Source organism: Faecalicatena orotica (assembly GCF_003149245.1).
Classification (GTDB): Bacteria; Bacillota; Clostridia; order Lachnospirales; family Lachnospiraceae; genus Faecalicatena_A; species Faecalicatena_A orotica.
Genome location: NZ_QGDL01000008.1, coordinates 43,126 through 58,167, shown reverse-complemented (window position 1 = coordinate 58,167; position 15,042 = coordinate 43,126). Strand labels below are relative to the sequence as shown.

Here is a 15,042-nt window from a genome sequence, read left to right as displayed (position 1 = left end):
GAATCGAAAAAAGCCGCTTCGATCAAACGAAGCGGCTCTCAATGATTTCCTGCACATTTTTCTATATTTTCCATCTGCTGGATTCTCTCCAGTACCAACGCGGCTTCATCCAGCATGGCAGATATAATATTGTACTCAAAGGTGCCAATTTCCCGCCTTTCTTCCAGTACCATGCCAACGACCGCGGATACATTGTCATCGTCTGCCACTGGAAGATAGATTGCTTTCGCATCCGGCAGTGTATGGGTGGTGCAGCCTGCCCGGTGCCCGTTTTCAAATACCCAGGAGACAACAGCCTGTTCGGCCCGGTTTATGTAGTCACACTTTAAGTCATCCTGCATATTCTTTTCAATTCCGGTTCTCATATAAATAGACGGCTCCTGAAGTTTTCCGTCCTTTTTCATATAAATAATAACGGTGAAATTCATCAGTTTCTGAATTTGTGAAGCCAGTTCGTCACCGATATCTTTTCTGCTTTTTGCGCGCCTTAGTCTTTTGCTGTTCATGAGAAGAATCTCAGTACGGTACGCCCGTTTTGCATTTTCCTCATTCTGCCTCTGTATCTTTGACACAATCCACGAGGTCAGAAGACTGACTGCGAACATCATGACAAAAGTTACCGGATAGCTGGCATCATAGGCTTCCAGACTATGCAGAGGTATTGTAAAGAAATAGTTGAACAGCAGGACACTCAGCACAGACGCCAGTACCGAGCATATATAGCCGGATGTGGTGATGGCAGTCAGCATGACCCCCAGCAGATAGACCATAATAATATTGGCCTCTGTCAGTCCCAGATATTTCATTCCCAGAGCAGCTGCCGTACTTGCCGCCATCATTCCAAGCATAATCAGAATGTCCGGACCTCTTATAAGACCTTCCAGAAATTTACCATTTTTCCTTATTGTATAATGTTTTTGCCCGACTCCGTTATGCAGATCAGGGATAATGTATACATCCAGGTTGGGCGCATACTGATTCAGACTTTCGACCAGTGTTTTTCTCGTCTGGCCAAACAGGATCTTGTGGGCTGTTCTTCCCATGACAATTTTCGTTACATTGCTGACCTTAGCGTATTCTGCAATCTGTCTGGCCACATCCTCTCCGTTTACGCTGGCAATTTTTGCGCCCAGAGTCCTTGCGAGACGCATATTTTCATCTCTTCTTTTTTTAACCTTCTCGTCTGCATTCTGAAGGTTTCTTGTTTCTACATACAGTGCGGTAAACTCAGCATGGAATGCATAGGCCAGCCGTGCTGCAGTGCGTATTACTTTTTCATTGGAAGGTGCCGGTGATATACAGGTCAGTACATGTTCGCCCGTTGAGTAGTCCCCGGAACCAAGCAGTTTTTTTTCTTCCTCTGCAAGGTGATTCACACGGTCAGCCATTCTTCGAAGGGCGATTTCCCTTAAGGCTATTAGTTTATCTTTTGTAAAGAAGTTCTGCAGTGCTCTCTGGGCCTGCATTCCCTGATAGATCTTGCCTTCCTTCATACGCTCGATTAGTTCTTCAGGTTCGATATCCACGAGTTTAACCTGAGACGCCTTATCAAAGACACTGTCTGGTATTCTTTCCTTTACCTGTATGCTGGTAATGCTGGATACATTATCGTTGAGGCTCTCCAAATGCTGGATATTTACTGTGGTATATACATTAATGCCGTGTTCCAGCAGTTCTTCGATATCCTGATATCGTTTCTGATGCCGGCAGCCCTGTGCATTCGAGTGGGCCAGCTCGTCAACGAGGATAACCTTTGGCCGCCGCTTAAGAGCTGCGTCCAAATCGAATTCCCGGATTTTTACCCCCTTATATTCCACCATCAGGAATGGAAGCTGTTCGATTCCTTCCAGAAGTGCTGTTGTCTCCGGACGGGCATGAGGCTCCACGTATCCGGCGACAACATCCACAAAGTTCTTTTTTAGATCTCTGGCCGCCTCCAGCATCGCATATGTCTTCCCGGTTCCGGCCGCATAGCCGAGAAATATTTTAAGGCGGCCAAACTCTTTCATGTGTATCTTATTTTCTTCTGCCTGAAGTTTATCAAGCATTTCTCGTGGACTTGGCCTTTTGTCTTCCGCCATAAGCGCCTCCTGCACTTTTTAGTTCTATATTTCTCCGATTGCTTTTGCAATGTCAAGATTACACTTCAGGACATTTACCCTGTCATGTCCAAATACGCCGAGTACCTTACCTTCTGTATTATTTTCAACAATTTTATCTAACTGTTCTTCACTTAAACCAGTTTCCTCAGCGATAGATGGAATTTGAATTCTGGCTGATTCCGGCGTGATATGCGGGTCCATCCCGGAACCAGAGGCAGTTAACAGATCAGCCGGAATATCGCCTTTCTTTACATCAGGATTCTGCTTGAGAAACTCTTCTACAGATTTTTCAGCACGTTCCTTTAATTCCTCATTGGAAGGGGCAAGGTTGGAACCGCCTGATCCCACTCCTGCGTATGTGCCGTCTTCCTTTTCTTCTTCGGTGTAGGTATTATAATTTACCCCTGATATACGGCCCTGGAAATATCTAGGATCGCCGGAGAAGTCCTGTCCGGAGATTGCGGAACCTGCCGCCTCTTCTGGGTCATTCGTATTTTTTCCGTCCGCGGTAATCAGGCTTCCATTTGCCTGATGCGGAAAGAAGAGCTGCCCTAAACCTGTCAGGGCTGCGGGATATGCAAAGCCACAGACAACAAGCATCAGGACGGTCAGGACGACAGCGCTTTTTAAGTATTTTAAAAATGATTTCATGAAACTTCCTCCCTACATTCCCAGCATCGCCAGAAGCGGTGCTACCAAACAGTCAATAATCTTGATACCGGCAAACGGTACAATGATACCGCCAAGTCCATAGATGCCCATATTCTTAAACAGCATCCGTTCTGCGCTCATCGGTTTGTATTTTACGCCCCGCATTGCAATCGGGATCAGACAAGGTATGATAATTGCATTAAATATAAGAGCCGACAAAATAGCAGACATTGGGGTTGCAAGATTCATAATATTAAGCATCTGCATCTGGGGAATCACAAGTGTGAACATTGCCGGAATAATTGCAAAATATTTCGCCACGTCATTTGCAATACTGAAGGTGGTGAGAGAGCCTCTTGTTATGAGCAGCTGTTTTCCAATTTCCACCACTTCCAGAATTTTTGTCGGGTCAGAGTCCAGATCCACCATATTTGCAGCCTCCTTAGCTGCTGATGTACCTGAGTTCATCGCAAGCCCTACATCTGCCTGTGCCAGGGCCGGTGCGTCGTTTGTGCCGTCACCGGTCATGGCTACAAGTTTTCCTTCTGCCTGTTCTTTCTTAATGGCTTCAATCTTATCCTCCGGCCTGCATTCAGCGATAAATCCGTCAACACCGGCTTCTTTTGCTATAGTTGCAGCAGTAAGCGGGTTGTCACCGGTACACATAATCGTCTTGATACCAATATCTCTTAGTCTCTGGAACCGCTCAACGAGCCCTGGCTTTACCGTATCCTTCAGGTATATAACACCATAGATTACACTGTCAGCCTCCACAACAAGCGGAGTACCTCCTAGCGACGCTATGCGCTCGACAATATCATCAAGATCTTCCGGAATTATTCCGCCCTTTTCAGACACCCGCTCTTTGATCGCATCCGCCGCCCCTTTTCTTATCTTGGAGCCGCTTGCCAGGTTCGCACCTGACATCTTGGACTGTGCCGTGAATTCAATGAATTCCAGCTGGTCTGCGGCGCTGTCATCGATTTTGGTGCCTATAGTGCGGGCCAGCTCCACCGTTGATTTTCCTTCCGGCGTAGGGTCACACAGGGAGGTCAGAACCGCATAGTCAATCAGATCCTCCTTTGACTTCCCATTCACTGGGTAAAACTCTGCTGCCAGACGGTTCCCGAATGTAATGGTTCCTGTCTTGTCGAGGATCATTGTATCCACATCTCCGCATGCTTCTACTGCCTTGCCGGACATCGCAATGACATTAAATCTTGTGACACGGTCCATTCCTGCAATACCAATCGCCGATAACAGGCCGCCTATAGTAGTAGGAATCAGGCAGACCAGCAGGGCAATCATAGTAGATATCGGAATCTGCACTCCGGAATATGTTGAGAACGGGTACAGGCAGACTACTACAATTAGAAAAATGATAGTCAGTCCTACAAGCAGTGTATTAAGCGCAATTTCATTCGGTGTCTTCTGGCGTGACGCACCTTCTACAAGTGCAATCATTTTATCCAGAAAGGATTCCCCCGGTTTGGAGGTAATCTTTATTTTCAACCAGTCACTTACGACCGTAGTTCCGCCTGTAACAGATGAAAAATCTGTCCCTGCTTCCCGGGTGACCGGTGCAGATTCTCCGGTGATCGCTGACTCGTCTACGGAAGCAATTCCTTCGATTACCTCCCCGTCATTGGGAATTACTTCACCTGCTTTGACAAGAACAATGTCATCTTTCTTAAGCTGGGAAGCATTCACGGTTGTCTCAGACCCGTCTTTATTGATAAGTCGGGATTTTGTATCCTGCTTTGTCTTTTTAAGGGAAGCGGCCTGGGCCTTTCCCCGGCCCTCCGCTACAGACTCTGCAAAATTTGCAAATAGTACAGTTATAAAAAGTATGACACAGACAATTCCATTGTACGTTCTTAAATATCCAAGTGATGCGTCATCGCCGAATATTGTCGGGATAATTGTCATGATAAGAGTCAGAAGGCAGCCGGCCTCCACAACAAACATAACCGGATTCTTTATCATATATTTTGGATTTAGCTTCTGGAACGCACCAATAATAGAACTTTTTAAAATGTCCCTTGTCACGAACTTTGATTTTTCTTGTTTCTTAGACATTTTCATTTACATCCTTTTCTTAAAATTTGCTAATACCATAGTGTCAGATGCTCCGCAACCGGTCCCAAAGCCAGTGCCGGGAAAAAAGTCAGGGCTGCGAAGATATATACAATAAATACAAGCAATATTGTAAATACTACATTATCCGTACGCATCGTTCCAATTGAGGCCTTCGTACGTTTCTTGGCAAACAGTGAACCCGCAATTGCAAGCTGTGCGACGATTGCTATATAACGCCCGAAGAACATTACAAGTCCGGCGGTTATATTCCAGAAGTAGGTATTGTCACTGAGTCCTTCAAATCCGGAACCGTTATTCGCCGCTGATGAAGAATATTCATATAGTACCTGTGAAAGCCCATGAAAGCCCGGATTCGTGATTCCTTCCAGACCAGCGGGAACTGCCAAGGCAAGAGCGGAGAATCCAAGAATCAATAACGGGTGTATAATCAGGACAAGTGCTACCAGCTTCATTTCCTTCCCCTCTATTTTCTTTCCCAGATATTCCGGTGTACGGCCTACCATCAGCCCGCAGATAAATACAGTGAGGATGGCGTACATGAGCATGTTCATCAGACCGACACCCTTTCCTCCGAACACACAGTTCAGCATCATATGTAACAAAGGTACCATTCCGCCAAGTGGTGTCAGTGTGTCGTGCATATTATTGACTGTACCTGTGGTGAATGACGTAGTGGTAGTCGTAAAGAGTGCTGACTGGTCAATGCCGAACCGCACTTCCTTTCCTTCCATGCTTCCCATATCCTGGCTGATTCCTGCTGTATCAAGTACCGGATTCCCGGCTTTTTCAGATACAAAGCAGATGGTTAAACCAATGAGGAAGATTACGGACATAGCAGCAAATATGGTTCTGCCCTGTTTTCCAAACAGAGGTTCTTTTGCCGTTTTATCTTCTTTTTTCCTGTCCTGACACATCTTGCCGAATGTAAGCACACATGCGCCCGGAAGAATCATCATAGAGATAAGTTCTATAGTGTTTGTGATAATTGTCGGATTCTCGAACGGTGTGGATGAGTTTGCACCGAGGAATCCGCCTCCGTTGGTTCCCAGATGTTTAATGATTTCCAGCGCCGCGACCGGTCCCATCGCAAAATCCTGAAGTTTACCAGTTATTGTATTTACTGTAATATTGCCTCCGAATGTTTCAGGGCATCCCTGCCAGATTAATATCAGGCCGAATATGAGAGACCACGGGAGCAGAATACGTGTTGTTATACGAACCATATCCTCATAAAAATTTCCAAGATCCTTGCTTTTGCCGGCAAGTCCCCGTAAAAATGCCATACATGCAGCATATCCGGAAGCAGCAGATGTGAACATCATGAAAATGATAACAAGCATCTGGCTCAAATAAGAGAGCCCGGATTCCCCGGAATAGTGCTGCAGGTTCGTGTTTGTCATAAAGCTTATAATTGTATTAAATGAAAGGGTTGGTTCCATCCCTTCTATATGATTGGGGTTTAAAAATAATATATACTGTAATCTTAAAACGAGATAACCCACAAACACCATGACCGCGTTGGTCATCAACAGACTTAATGTATAATCCTTCCAATTCATTCCTTTTCTATTTATACGGCAGACTTTATAGATTCTATTATCTACCCTGTCAAAAAAAGGATCTGCAAATGTCTTTTTCTTAACCGCAATATGGTACATATATCTTCCCATAGGTATAACGGCCAGAATGAAGACTACTAAAGTCAGCGCAATTTGTAACATGACTTTTTTTCCTCCTGATTTTATTTACTTTCATATCTTTATAATTTTTCTGGGTGAACAAGTGCATAAAATAAATATGCCGCCATTAACAGAATAACAATTCCCAGTAATATCATTTCGCGTCTCCTTCCTCTTAGTAGTTCATCTGTCTCGCTATTCGTTATTCCCATTGCCTGTATCCACCTGGCTGCTGCACCAGTTGGTGAAAAGCTTCATTAAGCTGAAGCATACAAACAGTATGGCTATCATAGCCAAATCCATCATGATAGTTCCTCCCTTCCTCTATTACACAACCTCCTCTACTGGTTCAACAAAAGGATACTGCGGCTGCCATAAATTAGGTATTAGTAAAGAGGCCGATAAAATAAAGATGCTATAAAGATGGAAGGCATATAACTGCCGTGGGCATAAAAAAAACAGGCATTTAACTGCCTGCTTTTTTGTGCTTATTCATCTGTTAAACGGTATCCTACTCCGATTTCGGTCAGTATATACCGCGGTTTCGCCGGGCTTTTTTCTATCTTGCGGCGAAGCCCTGCCATGAGGGCACGCAGCGCCTGTGTATCAGTACCGTAGCCGATACCGTATATTTCTCTTAGAATATACTGGGTTGTAAGTACCTTGCCGATGTTTTTGAAAAATAGTGCCAGAAGATTGTATTCCAACGGTGTGACATGGATTTCTGATCCATTCAGGTGGACCAGCCTCTTCTCAAAGTCTATTGATAAATCACCAACGTGTGCTTCCTTTTGTTCTGTATGGCTGCCTGCCTTGTACAGGTGCCGCAGGGCCACCCGGATTCGTGCCATCAGTTCCGTGGCAGAGAACGGTTTAGTCAGATAGTCATCCGCACCATTGTCCAGAGCCAAAGCCTTCTCTTTATCCTGATCACGGGCCGATACCACAATAATCGGCAGTTCCGACCAGCTCCTTACTTTGGTGATTACCTCCATTCCGTCAAAATCCGGTAAACCCAAATCCAACAGCATCAAATCAATCGGCTCTGACACAAGGGTGGAAAGTGCATTTTGCGCTGTACCAGCGGTTTCCACCTGAAAACCGTCCTGCTTCAACGCATAGCAGATAAAGTTGCGAATTTGTGTATCGTCCTCAACAACTAATATTTTTTCATTTCTGAGCGTCATCCTGTTTTACCTCCATTGGTAGTGAAAATGAAAATTCGGCGCCGGCCCCGTCTAAACGGTTGCGGGCAGTAATAGTGCCTCCGTGGGCATTTATAACAGATTCACAGATTGCAAGCCCCAGACCTATGCCACGCTGTGTATCCGTATCTTTTCCGTGTGTCGTATAGAATACCTGAAAGATGCGGGGAATATCTTTTTCTGCGATGCCGCAGCCGCGGTCTGCCACGGAAAAAACAGCCATATTTTTTCCCTGTTCCACCCATACTGAAACAGTAATATCACCTCCGACAGGAGTGTGCTTTACTGCATTGTCCAGAAGATTTACCAGTACTTGTATGATGAGACGGGCGTCCATCGGCACGAGCAGCACATCATCTGGGATATTTACAGAGATATCGTAGTCGGGGCGGCGTTTTGCCATAATTGCAATTGCACTGCCGATTACTTCCTCAACGGCTTCTTCCTGCTTGTCCAGAATCAATTTCCCTTCCTGCAGACGAGTTAAATTTAATATATTTTCAACAAGTGCATGGAGCCAGTCCGCATCTTTAAAGATACCTTCAGCCAGAGAATAACGTTCATCATTCTTTTCAGTCATGCCCATCAGCATTTCACTGGTTCCCATAATCCCGGAGAGCGGGGTACGAAGGTCATGTGAGATAGCCCGCAAAAGGTTTCCGCGGTAACGCTCCTGTGTTGCCTCTTCGAGTGAACGGAGTCTTTCCTGAACACTATGGAAGCGGTCCATTGCCATAGCCGTACTTTCTATCATGGTATGGAGCAGCAGTTTTTGTTCTTCGCTTAACTGCTCATTGATTTCTACAGGAATGCGGACAGTCCCCAGAACAGAATCCTGTCCGTGGATCGGCCAGTCACAAAATTCTTCCCCTGCATAATAGGACGTGCGGAGATTATCAATGTTGTGTCTCAGTTCGGAACCGTTTTTTATATGGCGGCGTACCAGTTCATGCTCATTTTTTTGCTGAATATAGCCCGTCTCGGGAATTCCACTTTCATCAAAGCATAAACACGCAGCATGACAGTTAAAAATCTTACTTATGGTATTTACTGCGACATTTACGATTTCATCTATGTCAGAAGTGGCAGCCAAATGATTAGTAAGCTGGTAAAGGGCAGTAGTTTCTGCTTCCTTTTCTTTCGCCTCTAACGCGTTTTGTTTAACCTTGGATGTCAGTGCACTGGTTATGATAGACGTCAGCGTCATGATTGCAAAAGTGATAAAGTATGTGGGGTCATTTACTGAAAGGGTAAAATAAGGGTCAGTAAAAACATAATTAAATGCAGCGGTAGCTGCAATTGTGGCAATAATACCATATACATAACCTTTTGTAAAACGTGCCGTTAGAATAACTGATAAAATATACACGACAACAATATTTGTTTCCGGAAAACGGAGTGACCGGAACAGCCATCCAGTGACTGTTGCAATTAAGATAAAGCAACACGTAATTAGTGTACAGGTAAGAACCTGTGCTTTCCTACTTTCAATTTTTTCGCTCATTGTACTTACCCCTTTCAAGCATGCATCCAGATATAAGTATAATATCCTTTTCAGGAAGTACAACACCTTTTTTAATTTTTATTGGACGGAGGGCCAGATTTTCCTCAATTCTATCACATACATTCCTTAGAAATTTTTAGTTTATCTAAAGGTTCTTTTTTAAAATTCTCCACAGAGTACTTCTGCTGATACCAAGCCTTTCGGCTGCTTTTGTTTGATTATTATTTTCATCTGTAAGGACTCGTAGCACTATTTGGTAGGTTATCTCAGAAAGTTTGCCTGACAAATCCAATCCGTCCGTAAGGAGGGACTGGTTGTATTTCTTTGGCTCTTTACTGAGCATGTTTTCAGTATTATCCGCAGTAATATAGGGGGTGTTGCAGGTAATGACAAGTTCTCTGACAATGCGTTTGAATTGGGTCAGATTGTTCGGCCAGTCATATTCTTCTAGAATTTTTATCGCATCAGTTTCAAACCCTGTAATCTGCTTTCCTGTCTGCATATTGACCTCATTGATGTAAAGGCTGCATAAGCTTGGAATATCCGCCAGCCGTTCCCTGAGTGGAGGTAATCTCAAAGTAAGGCAGGATATGTGACTTGTAAGGTAACTGAAAAAACTATTTGTTTCAGTGTTATTGGTGGAGTTCAATGAAAATAGTAGGTAGTTCCTTTTTAAAAGGTTAGAGTATTCGATGAACTCGATAAGTGATTCTACTTGAGGTTTCCCAAGTGCATCAATATTGTTAAAGAAGATTGTACAGTTATCTTTAAGCAAAGGTGAATCCGGGCTTGTTGTAAAGGTTTTCCAGTATTGAGAGGATACTTTGCCGCACAGAATGGTATATATTGGAAATCCGTGAAAACGGCTCTCCTGATATAATATAGATGCGGCTTTTGATTTGCCGGTCCCGGGTTCTCCTAGAATAAGAATAGGCTGTGGTGCATTTTGGGCATATTGACTGATTGTATGCTTCAGACCGCCAAGGGAATTTGCACTATTGAAATACGCGTTATAAAAGTCTGGGATGTCAGACCCCCCTTCATTGATTTCTATTGCCCCGCTGTTCATATACTGTGGCATGGGCGAGGACGCAATAAAAATAAAAAGATATTTTTGATTCTGAACTGTCTCTTGTCTGGAAGAAAAAAGGTACATTTTATTATTGATATTTTGTTCAGCAGTAAAAGTAGCAGAGCCCCAAAATGTGGTAAGCATTCTGGAAATATATTTAAATACTGCTGTATTTTCATCTGTATCATCCATAGAACTATACAGTGTATTATTATTTGAATCGAGTATAATAGCAGTCTCTGGTGAAGATGAAAGTGCCTGTGTAAATATTCTTAACTGTTGTTTAATGTGCGTGTAGCTTCGGCTCACTTTTAAAGCCTGGTCAAATGCATTTTCAATACTTTCAGTACCGGAAGTAATGAGGATGGCATTGAGCCCAAGGGAACGAGAAAGGTTATAGACAATAGTATCACAGAGAATAATCTGGCACTTTTTTTGCTGAAGCCGTTCTAATGTGGTCAGAGCGTGCTCTTTACTGGTTACAGTAATAATTTCAGATTTGTACCGGAGTAAATCACATAATATTGCTGCACAGGATGTTATGCCTGAAAAACCTACGATAGCGACTGACTTCCCATAACCCTCTGCAAGTTTAAGACCGCGTAGGATATCATATACAGAAAATGAAATTTCAATGACTGGAATAGTGGTATTTTTAGAAAGCAGCTCCGCAGTTTGACCGCGGGATATGATAACATCAAAGTTTTTTTTATTCAGGTGTTTTACAATATTAACGCCTTCGTTTAAATCCGCCTCATAGACAGTTAATTCTATCGTGTTTCGTCTCTTTCCTAAGAGAAGGATTAATTCATACATCCCTCGATATGGTGCAATTGCTAAGATTTTTGTTTTTTCCATAACCGTCACCCCTTTTTGATTGTTTTAAAATGAAACGAAATATAATAAATAATGATAAATGTATTGAAATGAAACAATAATAATGTAAAACATAACTTAAATTAAAGCTGTAATATCATTATAGTATAGATATGAAACAAAAACAAATGCTTTTTGAAAAGGGAGGGAAAATATGTATAGTCCTATAATTGGGATATCAATGGGAGATCCGGCGGGAAATGGAGCGGAGCTTACAGCGAAATCCCTATCTAAACGTAAAGTGTATGAAAAGTGCAGACCGATTGTAATTGGTGATGCAGAGTGCATGAAGATGGCTTTAAAAGCCATAGGTAAAGAAGAGATTCAAATCCATGCCATTTCTAAAGTGCAGGAGGCAGAGTATTGTTATGGCGCCATAGATGTTTTAGATATGCATCTCGTAGAAATTGGAAAGCATCAATACGGAAAGGTTTCTAAAATGTGTGGCGAGGCATCTTTTCAATATGTAAAAAAGCTGATTGCTCTGGCTATGGAGAAAGAAGTTGATGCGACAGTAACTAATGCAATTAATAAGGAGGCTATTAATCTTGCAGGGCATCATTATTCGGGACATACAGAAATCTATGCGCATTATACAGGAACTTCCCAATATGCCATGATGCTGGTCCATGAAAAACTGAGGGTAGTGCATGTTTCGACACATATTGCACTTAGGCAGGCGTGTGATGCAGTAAAGAAGGACAGGGTATTGGAGGTTATTCGGCTGGCAGATGACGCATGCAGAAATATGGGAATTGTAAATCCAAAAATTGGTATTGCAGGGCTGAATCCACATTGCGGTGAGAATGGTATGTTTGGAAGGGAAGAGATAGAAGAGATACAGCCGGCTATAGAATTGGCTATGAGAGAAGGAATCTGCATACCGGAAAAGAAACCAACCCCTCCGGATACTGTATTTTCTAAGGCATTGGGTGGCTGGTATGATATTGTTGTGGTTATGTACCATGACCAGGGACATATTCCTTTAAAAGTGAAAGGGTTTGTATACAATGAACAGGCAAAGGCGTGGGATGCAGTATCCGGAGTCAATATAACCTTAGGATTACCCATTATAAGGACGTCTGTAGATCATGGTACAGGATTCGGACATGCAGGGGATGGAAGCGCCAATGAAATCAGTTTGATGAATGCGATTGATTATGCAGTTTTAATGGCTGGAAATCAGCGTAAATAGGAGAAATGGCATGGTTGAATTGCTGGTAATAGCGGATGATTTTACAGGCGCATTGGATACAGGGGTACAGTTTACGAAAAAAGGAATTCAAACAAAAATCATAGTAGATTCCAAGTGTCAGTTAAAAAATCAGGACAATAATGTGCAGGTGCTGGCAGTGAACACAAATTCAAGAGCAATGGATCAGAAACAAGCCTATGAAGCTGTATATAAATTAGTTCATGAAGCCAGAGAAATAGGGATTCCTTATATTTATAAAAAGACGGATTCTGCCCTGAGGGGAAACATAGGAGGAGAACTGAGCGCAACGATAGATGGGAGTGGCCAAAGGAGGATGGTATTTATTCCCGCATATCCTGATGCAGACCGTACGACAGAAAATGGTATCCAATACTATAAGAGCATACCCATCAGTGAGACTGCATTCGGAAGAGATCCTTTTGAACCGGTGAAATTCTCTTTTATTCCGGATATCATAAAGCAGCAGAGCCATGTACCTGTACATATAGCCAATGTCTCTGAATTGGAAAAGCTACTCGATACAGTGAGTGAAAAAGAAGTATGCGTGGTTAATTCGAAAAGTAACGAAGATATCCGAAAAGCGGCAGACATTTTGAAAGAAAAGGAAGGGTATAACGTATTTGCAGGGTGCGCAGGATTTGCATCAATGCTGCCTTATATTTTGGGTATGGAAGGAAAATATTTTTTTAAGCCGAGAATGACCACAGGAGTCATTGTATCCTGCGGAAGCCTGAACCCTATAACGGAAAGGCAGATAAAATATGCAGAACAGAATGGTTTTGGAAGAGTTCATTTATCCGCTTTAGGAAAATGGGATACCCAGAGTAAAGGGATTGAGAAGTTTCTGCAGTCAATTTACAGGCAGTATGAAGAAAAAAAATGTGTGATTATAGACTCTTTTGAAGAAGGAAAGGAATTAGATGAAAATACGTTACAGAAGGAGAAGATGGAAGAAACGAGATTTCAGGTAGCGAATATACATGGGCTAATTATGCAGAAACTTTTAGAAACGGGATTTGATGCTACTTATGTAGTGACAGGTGGTGATACCTTAAAAGGGATTATGGATGTCATCGGTTGTGAGAAATTGAATCCTGTCACTGAAATTGAAAAAGGTGTTGTACTGTCCAAAATGGAACTGAAAGGGAGAGAGATTCAGGTGGTATCAAAATCAGGAGGTTTTGGCGGGACAGATATATTTTGTAAAATACGCCGGACGGTAACGCGAGTACGTTTAAGAGGAGGTACGTTATGAATATGGAAATAAGAATGCTGGTAGCCTTGGGGATAGGGCTCATTTTAATGATTTTATTAATTGCCAAAACAAAGCTGCATCCGGTAATGGTACTTATTTTTGTGTCGGCTGGAATTGGTGTCGCGGGGGGAATGGACATAGCAGAGATAGGAGGCGTGATTAAAAATGGGTTCGGCAATACCCTTGGAAGCATAGGCATTGTAATTGGCTTTGGTATGATGATGGGACAGATCATGGAGAAGTCAGGGGCGGCCAGAGTTATGGCAAATACTTTTTTGAAACTGCTAGGTAAGAAAAATGACGATTTAGCATTAGGAATAACGGGATTTGTCGTTTCAATTCCTATTTTTGCAGACTCTGGCTATGTAATTCTTCTGCCATTAGTCAAAGCAATTTCAAAGGCTACCAAAAAGTCTATTGTAACTCTGGGTTTTGCCTTGGGGATGGGGCTGCTGCTCGCTAACGTATGTGTGCCACCGACACCGGGACCATTAGCCGCTGCCGGGATTTTTGAAGTGAATATGGGGTTGTTCATACTTTTCTCAATTGCAATGTGCCTGCCTTTAATCGGTGTATCCACACTATGCGCACGCTATTTTGGAAAAAAGTATTATAGAATACCGGGTAATGAGGAAGGCGAGTTTATTACGGCTAAGAACGGAGATGAAAGGGATGATTCAACAGAGATAGAGAGAGAGGACAGAGAACTTCCATCTGCATTGATATCGTTTATGCCCATCATAATACCACTGCTGTTAATTATGATTAGCAGTATTATTGGTATGGTTTATGGTAGTGGAGGAGAACTGCCGGTTATATTGAAGTTTTTAAATCTTCTGGGAAATCCGATTATCGCAGTCGGTTTAGGAACACTCGCGGCTATATATGGCTTAGTTGGGAGTACGCCAAGGAATGAAGTGATGGACATTATGGAACAAGGACTGAAAGGTGCGGGAATGATATTGTTGGTAACAGGTGCCGGAGGGGCACTTGGAAATATAATCAGTGCGAGCGGGGCAGGAGACTCTATTGCCCAGATGCTGTCAAAAAGCCCGATTCCAGTTATTGTGATTCCATTTGTTATATCAGCTGTTTTAAGGCTGGTACAGGGGAGTGGTACAGTAGCAGTCATAACAGCGGCATCCCTGACAGCGCCTATTTTAATTCCGATGGGGGTTAACCCGATTTTTGCGGCATTTTCAGCCTGCATAGGATCACAGCTTTTTGCTATATTTAATGATAGTTTTTATTGGCTGGTTGTTAGGTCGACGGGGTTAAAGACTGTCAAAGAACAAATCAGTGCATGGAGCTTTACAGAATTTATAACTGCTTTTGCAGGTCTGATAGAAATTTTAATTGTAAACGCAATCTTTGGATAGAGA

General features: G+C 42.9%; 11 protein-coding genes. 3 read left to right on the top strand and 8 right to left on the bottom strand.

Annotation, left to right across the window (positions count from 1 at the left end):
* Positions 1 to 38: 38 nt before the first annotated feature.
* The 8 genes from A8806_RS13420 to A8806_RS13385 all read right to left on the bottom strand — a co-directional run bounded on the left by A8806_RS13420 (position 39) and on the right by A8806_RS13385 (position 11,171).
* Positions 39 to 2,081, bottom strand: a complete 2,043-nt coding sequence (locus tag A8806_RS13420) for a DUF4118 domain-containing protein (RefSeq protein WP_109731720.1) — start codon at positions 2,079 to 2,081, stop codon at positions 39 to 41.
* Between the two features lie 24 nt (positions 2,082 to 2,105).
* Positions 2,106 to 2,753, bottom strand: a complete 648-nt coding sequence (gene kdpC, locus A8806_RS13415) for a potassium-transporting ATPase subunit KdpC (protein ID WP_109731719.1) — start codon at positions 2,751 to 2,753, stop codon at positions 2,106 to 2,108.
* Between the two features lie 12 nt (positions 2,754 to 2,765).
* Positions 2,766 to 4,832 carry a potassium-transporting ATPase subunit KdpB gene (gene kdpB, locus A8806_RS13410; RefSeq protein ID WP_109731718.1) on the bottom strand — a complete coding sequence of 689 codons (2,067 nt, stop codon included), beginning with the start codon at positions 4,830 to 4,832 and terminating at the stop codon, positions 2,766 to 2,768.
* A 29-nt stretch (positions 4,833 to 4,861) separates the two neighbouring features.
* Positions 4,862 to 6,574 (bottom strand): potassium-transporting ATPase subunit KdpA, encoded by a 1,713-nt coding sequence (gene kdpA / locus A8806_RS13405; RefSeq protein WP_109731717.1) that lies wholly within the window; start codon positions 6,572 to 6,574, stop codon positions 4,862 to 4,864.
* Between the two features lie 38 nt (positions 6,575 to 6,612).
* Complete coding sequence (kdpF, locus tag A8806_RS27125; RefSeq protein ID WP_109731924.1) at positions 6,613 to 6,690, bottom strand: K(+)-transporting ATPase subunit F; 78 nt, start codon at positions 6,688 to 6,690, stop codon at positions 6,613 to 6,615.
* A 330-nt stretch (positions 6,691 to 7,020) separates the two neighbouring features.
* Positions 7,021 to 7,719: a response regulator gene (locus tag A8806_RS13395; RefSeq protein ID WP_109731716.1), complete on the bottom strand. Its 699-nt coding sequence runs from the start codon at positions 7,717 to 7,719 to the stop codon at positions 7,021 to 7,023.
* Positions 7,703 to 9,241, bottom strand: coding sequence for an ATP-binding protein (locus A8806_RS13390; RefSeq protein ID WP_109731715.1), 1,539 nt, complete (start codon positions 9,239 to 9,241; stop codon positions 7,703 to 7,705). The genes A8806_RS13395 and A8806_RS13390 overlap by 17 nt, the downstream gene beginning before the upstream one ends.
* Positions 9,242 to 9,386: 145 nt before the next feature.
* Positions 9,387 to 11,171 (bottom strand): sigma-54-dependent Fis family transcriptional regulator, encoded by a 1,785-nt coding sequence (locus A8806_RS13385; protein WP_109731714.1) that lies wholly within the window; start codon positions 11,169 to 11,171, stop codon positions 9,387 to 9,389.
* A 172-nt stretch (positions 11,172 to 11,343) separates the two neighbouring features.
* On the opposite strand from A8806_RS13385, the gene pdxA reads away from it, so the two are divergent.
* The 3 genes from pdxA to A8806_RS13370 are packed head-to-tail and all read left to right on the top strand — an operon-like array spanning position 11,344 to position 15,039.
* On the top strand, positions 11,344 to 12,384 hold the full coding sequence (gene pdxA, locus A8806_RS13380; RefSeq protein ID WP_109731713.1) for a 4-hydroxythreonine-4-phosphate dehydrogenase PdxA: 1,041 nt from the start codon (positions 11,344 to 11,346) through the stop codon (positions 12,382 to 12,384).
* 10 nt (positions 12,385 to 12,394) lie between these two features.
* Positions 12,395 to 13,660 (top strand): four-carbon acid sugar kinase family protein, encoded by a 1,266-nt coding sequence (locus tag A8806_RS13375; protein ID WP_109731712.1) that lies wholly within the window; start codon positions 12,395 to 12,397, stop codon positions 13,658 to 13,660.
* Entirely contained in the window at positions 13,657 to 15,039 is a 1,383-nt protein-coding gene (locus A8806_RS13370; protein WP_109731711.1) for a GntP family permease, read from the top strand. Before A8806_RS13375 ends, A8806_RS13370 begins: the two co-directional genes overlap by 4 nt.
* The last annotated feature ends 3 nt before the right edge of the window (positions 15,040 to 15,042 follow it).

Coding starts and splice junctions, on each gene's coding strand:
- A8806_RS13370 (WP_109731711.1), top strand. CDS start 13,657: ATGAATATGGAAATAAGAATGCTGGTAGCCTTGGGGATAGGGCTCATT.
- A8806_RS13420 (WP_109731720.1), bottom strand. CDS start 2,081: ATGGCGGAAGACAAAAGGCCAAGTCCACGAGAAATGCTTGATAAACTT.
- A8806_RS13395 (WP_109731716.1), bottom strand. CDS start 7,719: ATGACGCTCAGAAATGAAAAAATATTAGTTGTTGAGGACGATACACAA.
- pdxA (WP_109731713.1), top strand. CDS start 11,344: ATGTATAGTCCTATAATTGGGATATCAATGGGAGATCCGGCGGGAAAT.
- kdpB (WP_109731718.1), bottom strand. CDS start 4,832: ATGTCTAAGAAACAAGAAAAATCAAAGTTCGTGACAAGGGACATTTTA.
- A8806_RS13385 (WP_109731714.1), bottom strand. CDS start 11,171: ATGGAAAAAACAAAAATCTTAGCAATTGCACCATATCGAGGGATGTAT.
- A8806_RS13390 (WP_109731715.1), bottom strand. CDS start 9,241: ATGAGCGAAAAAATTGAAAGTAGGAAAGCACAGGTTCTTACCTGTACA.
- kdpF (WP_109731924.1), bottom strand. CDS start 6,690: ATGATATTACTGGGAATTGTTATTCTGTTAATGGCGGCATATTTATTT.
- kdpA (WP_109731717.1), bottom strand. CDS start 6,574: ATGTTACAAATTGCGCTGACTTTAGTAGTCTTCATTCTGGCCGTTATA.
- A8806_RS13375 (WP_109731712.1), top strand. CDS start 12,395: ATGGTTGAATTGCTGGTAATAGCGGATGATTTTACAGGCGCATTGGAT.
- kdpC (WP_109731719.1), bottom strand. CDS start 2,753: ATGAAATCATTTTTAAAATACTTAAAAAGCGCTGTCGTCCTGACCGTC.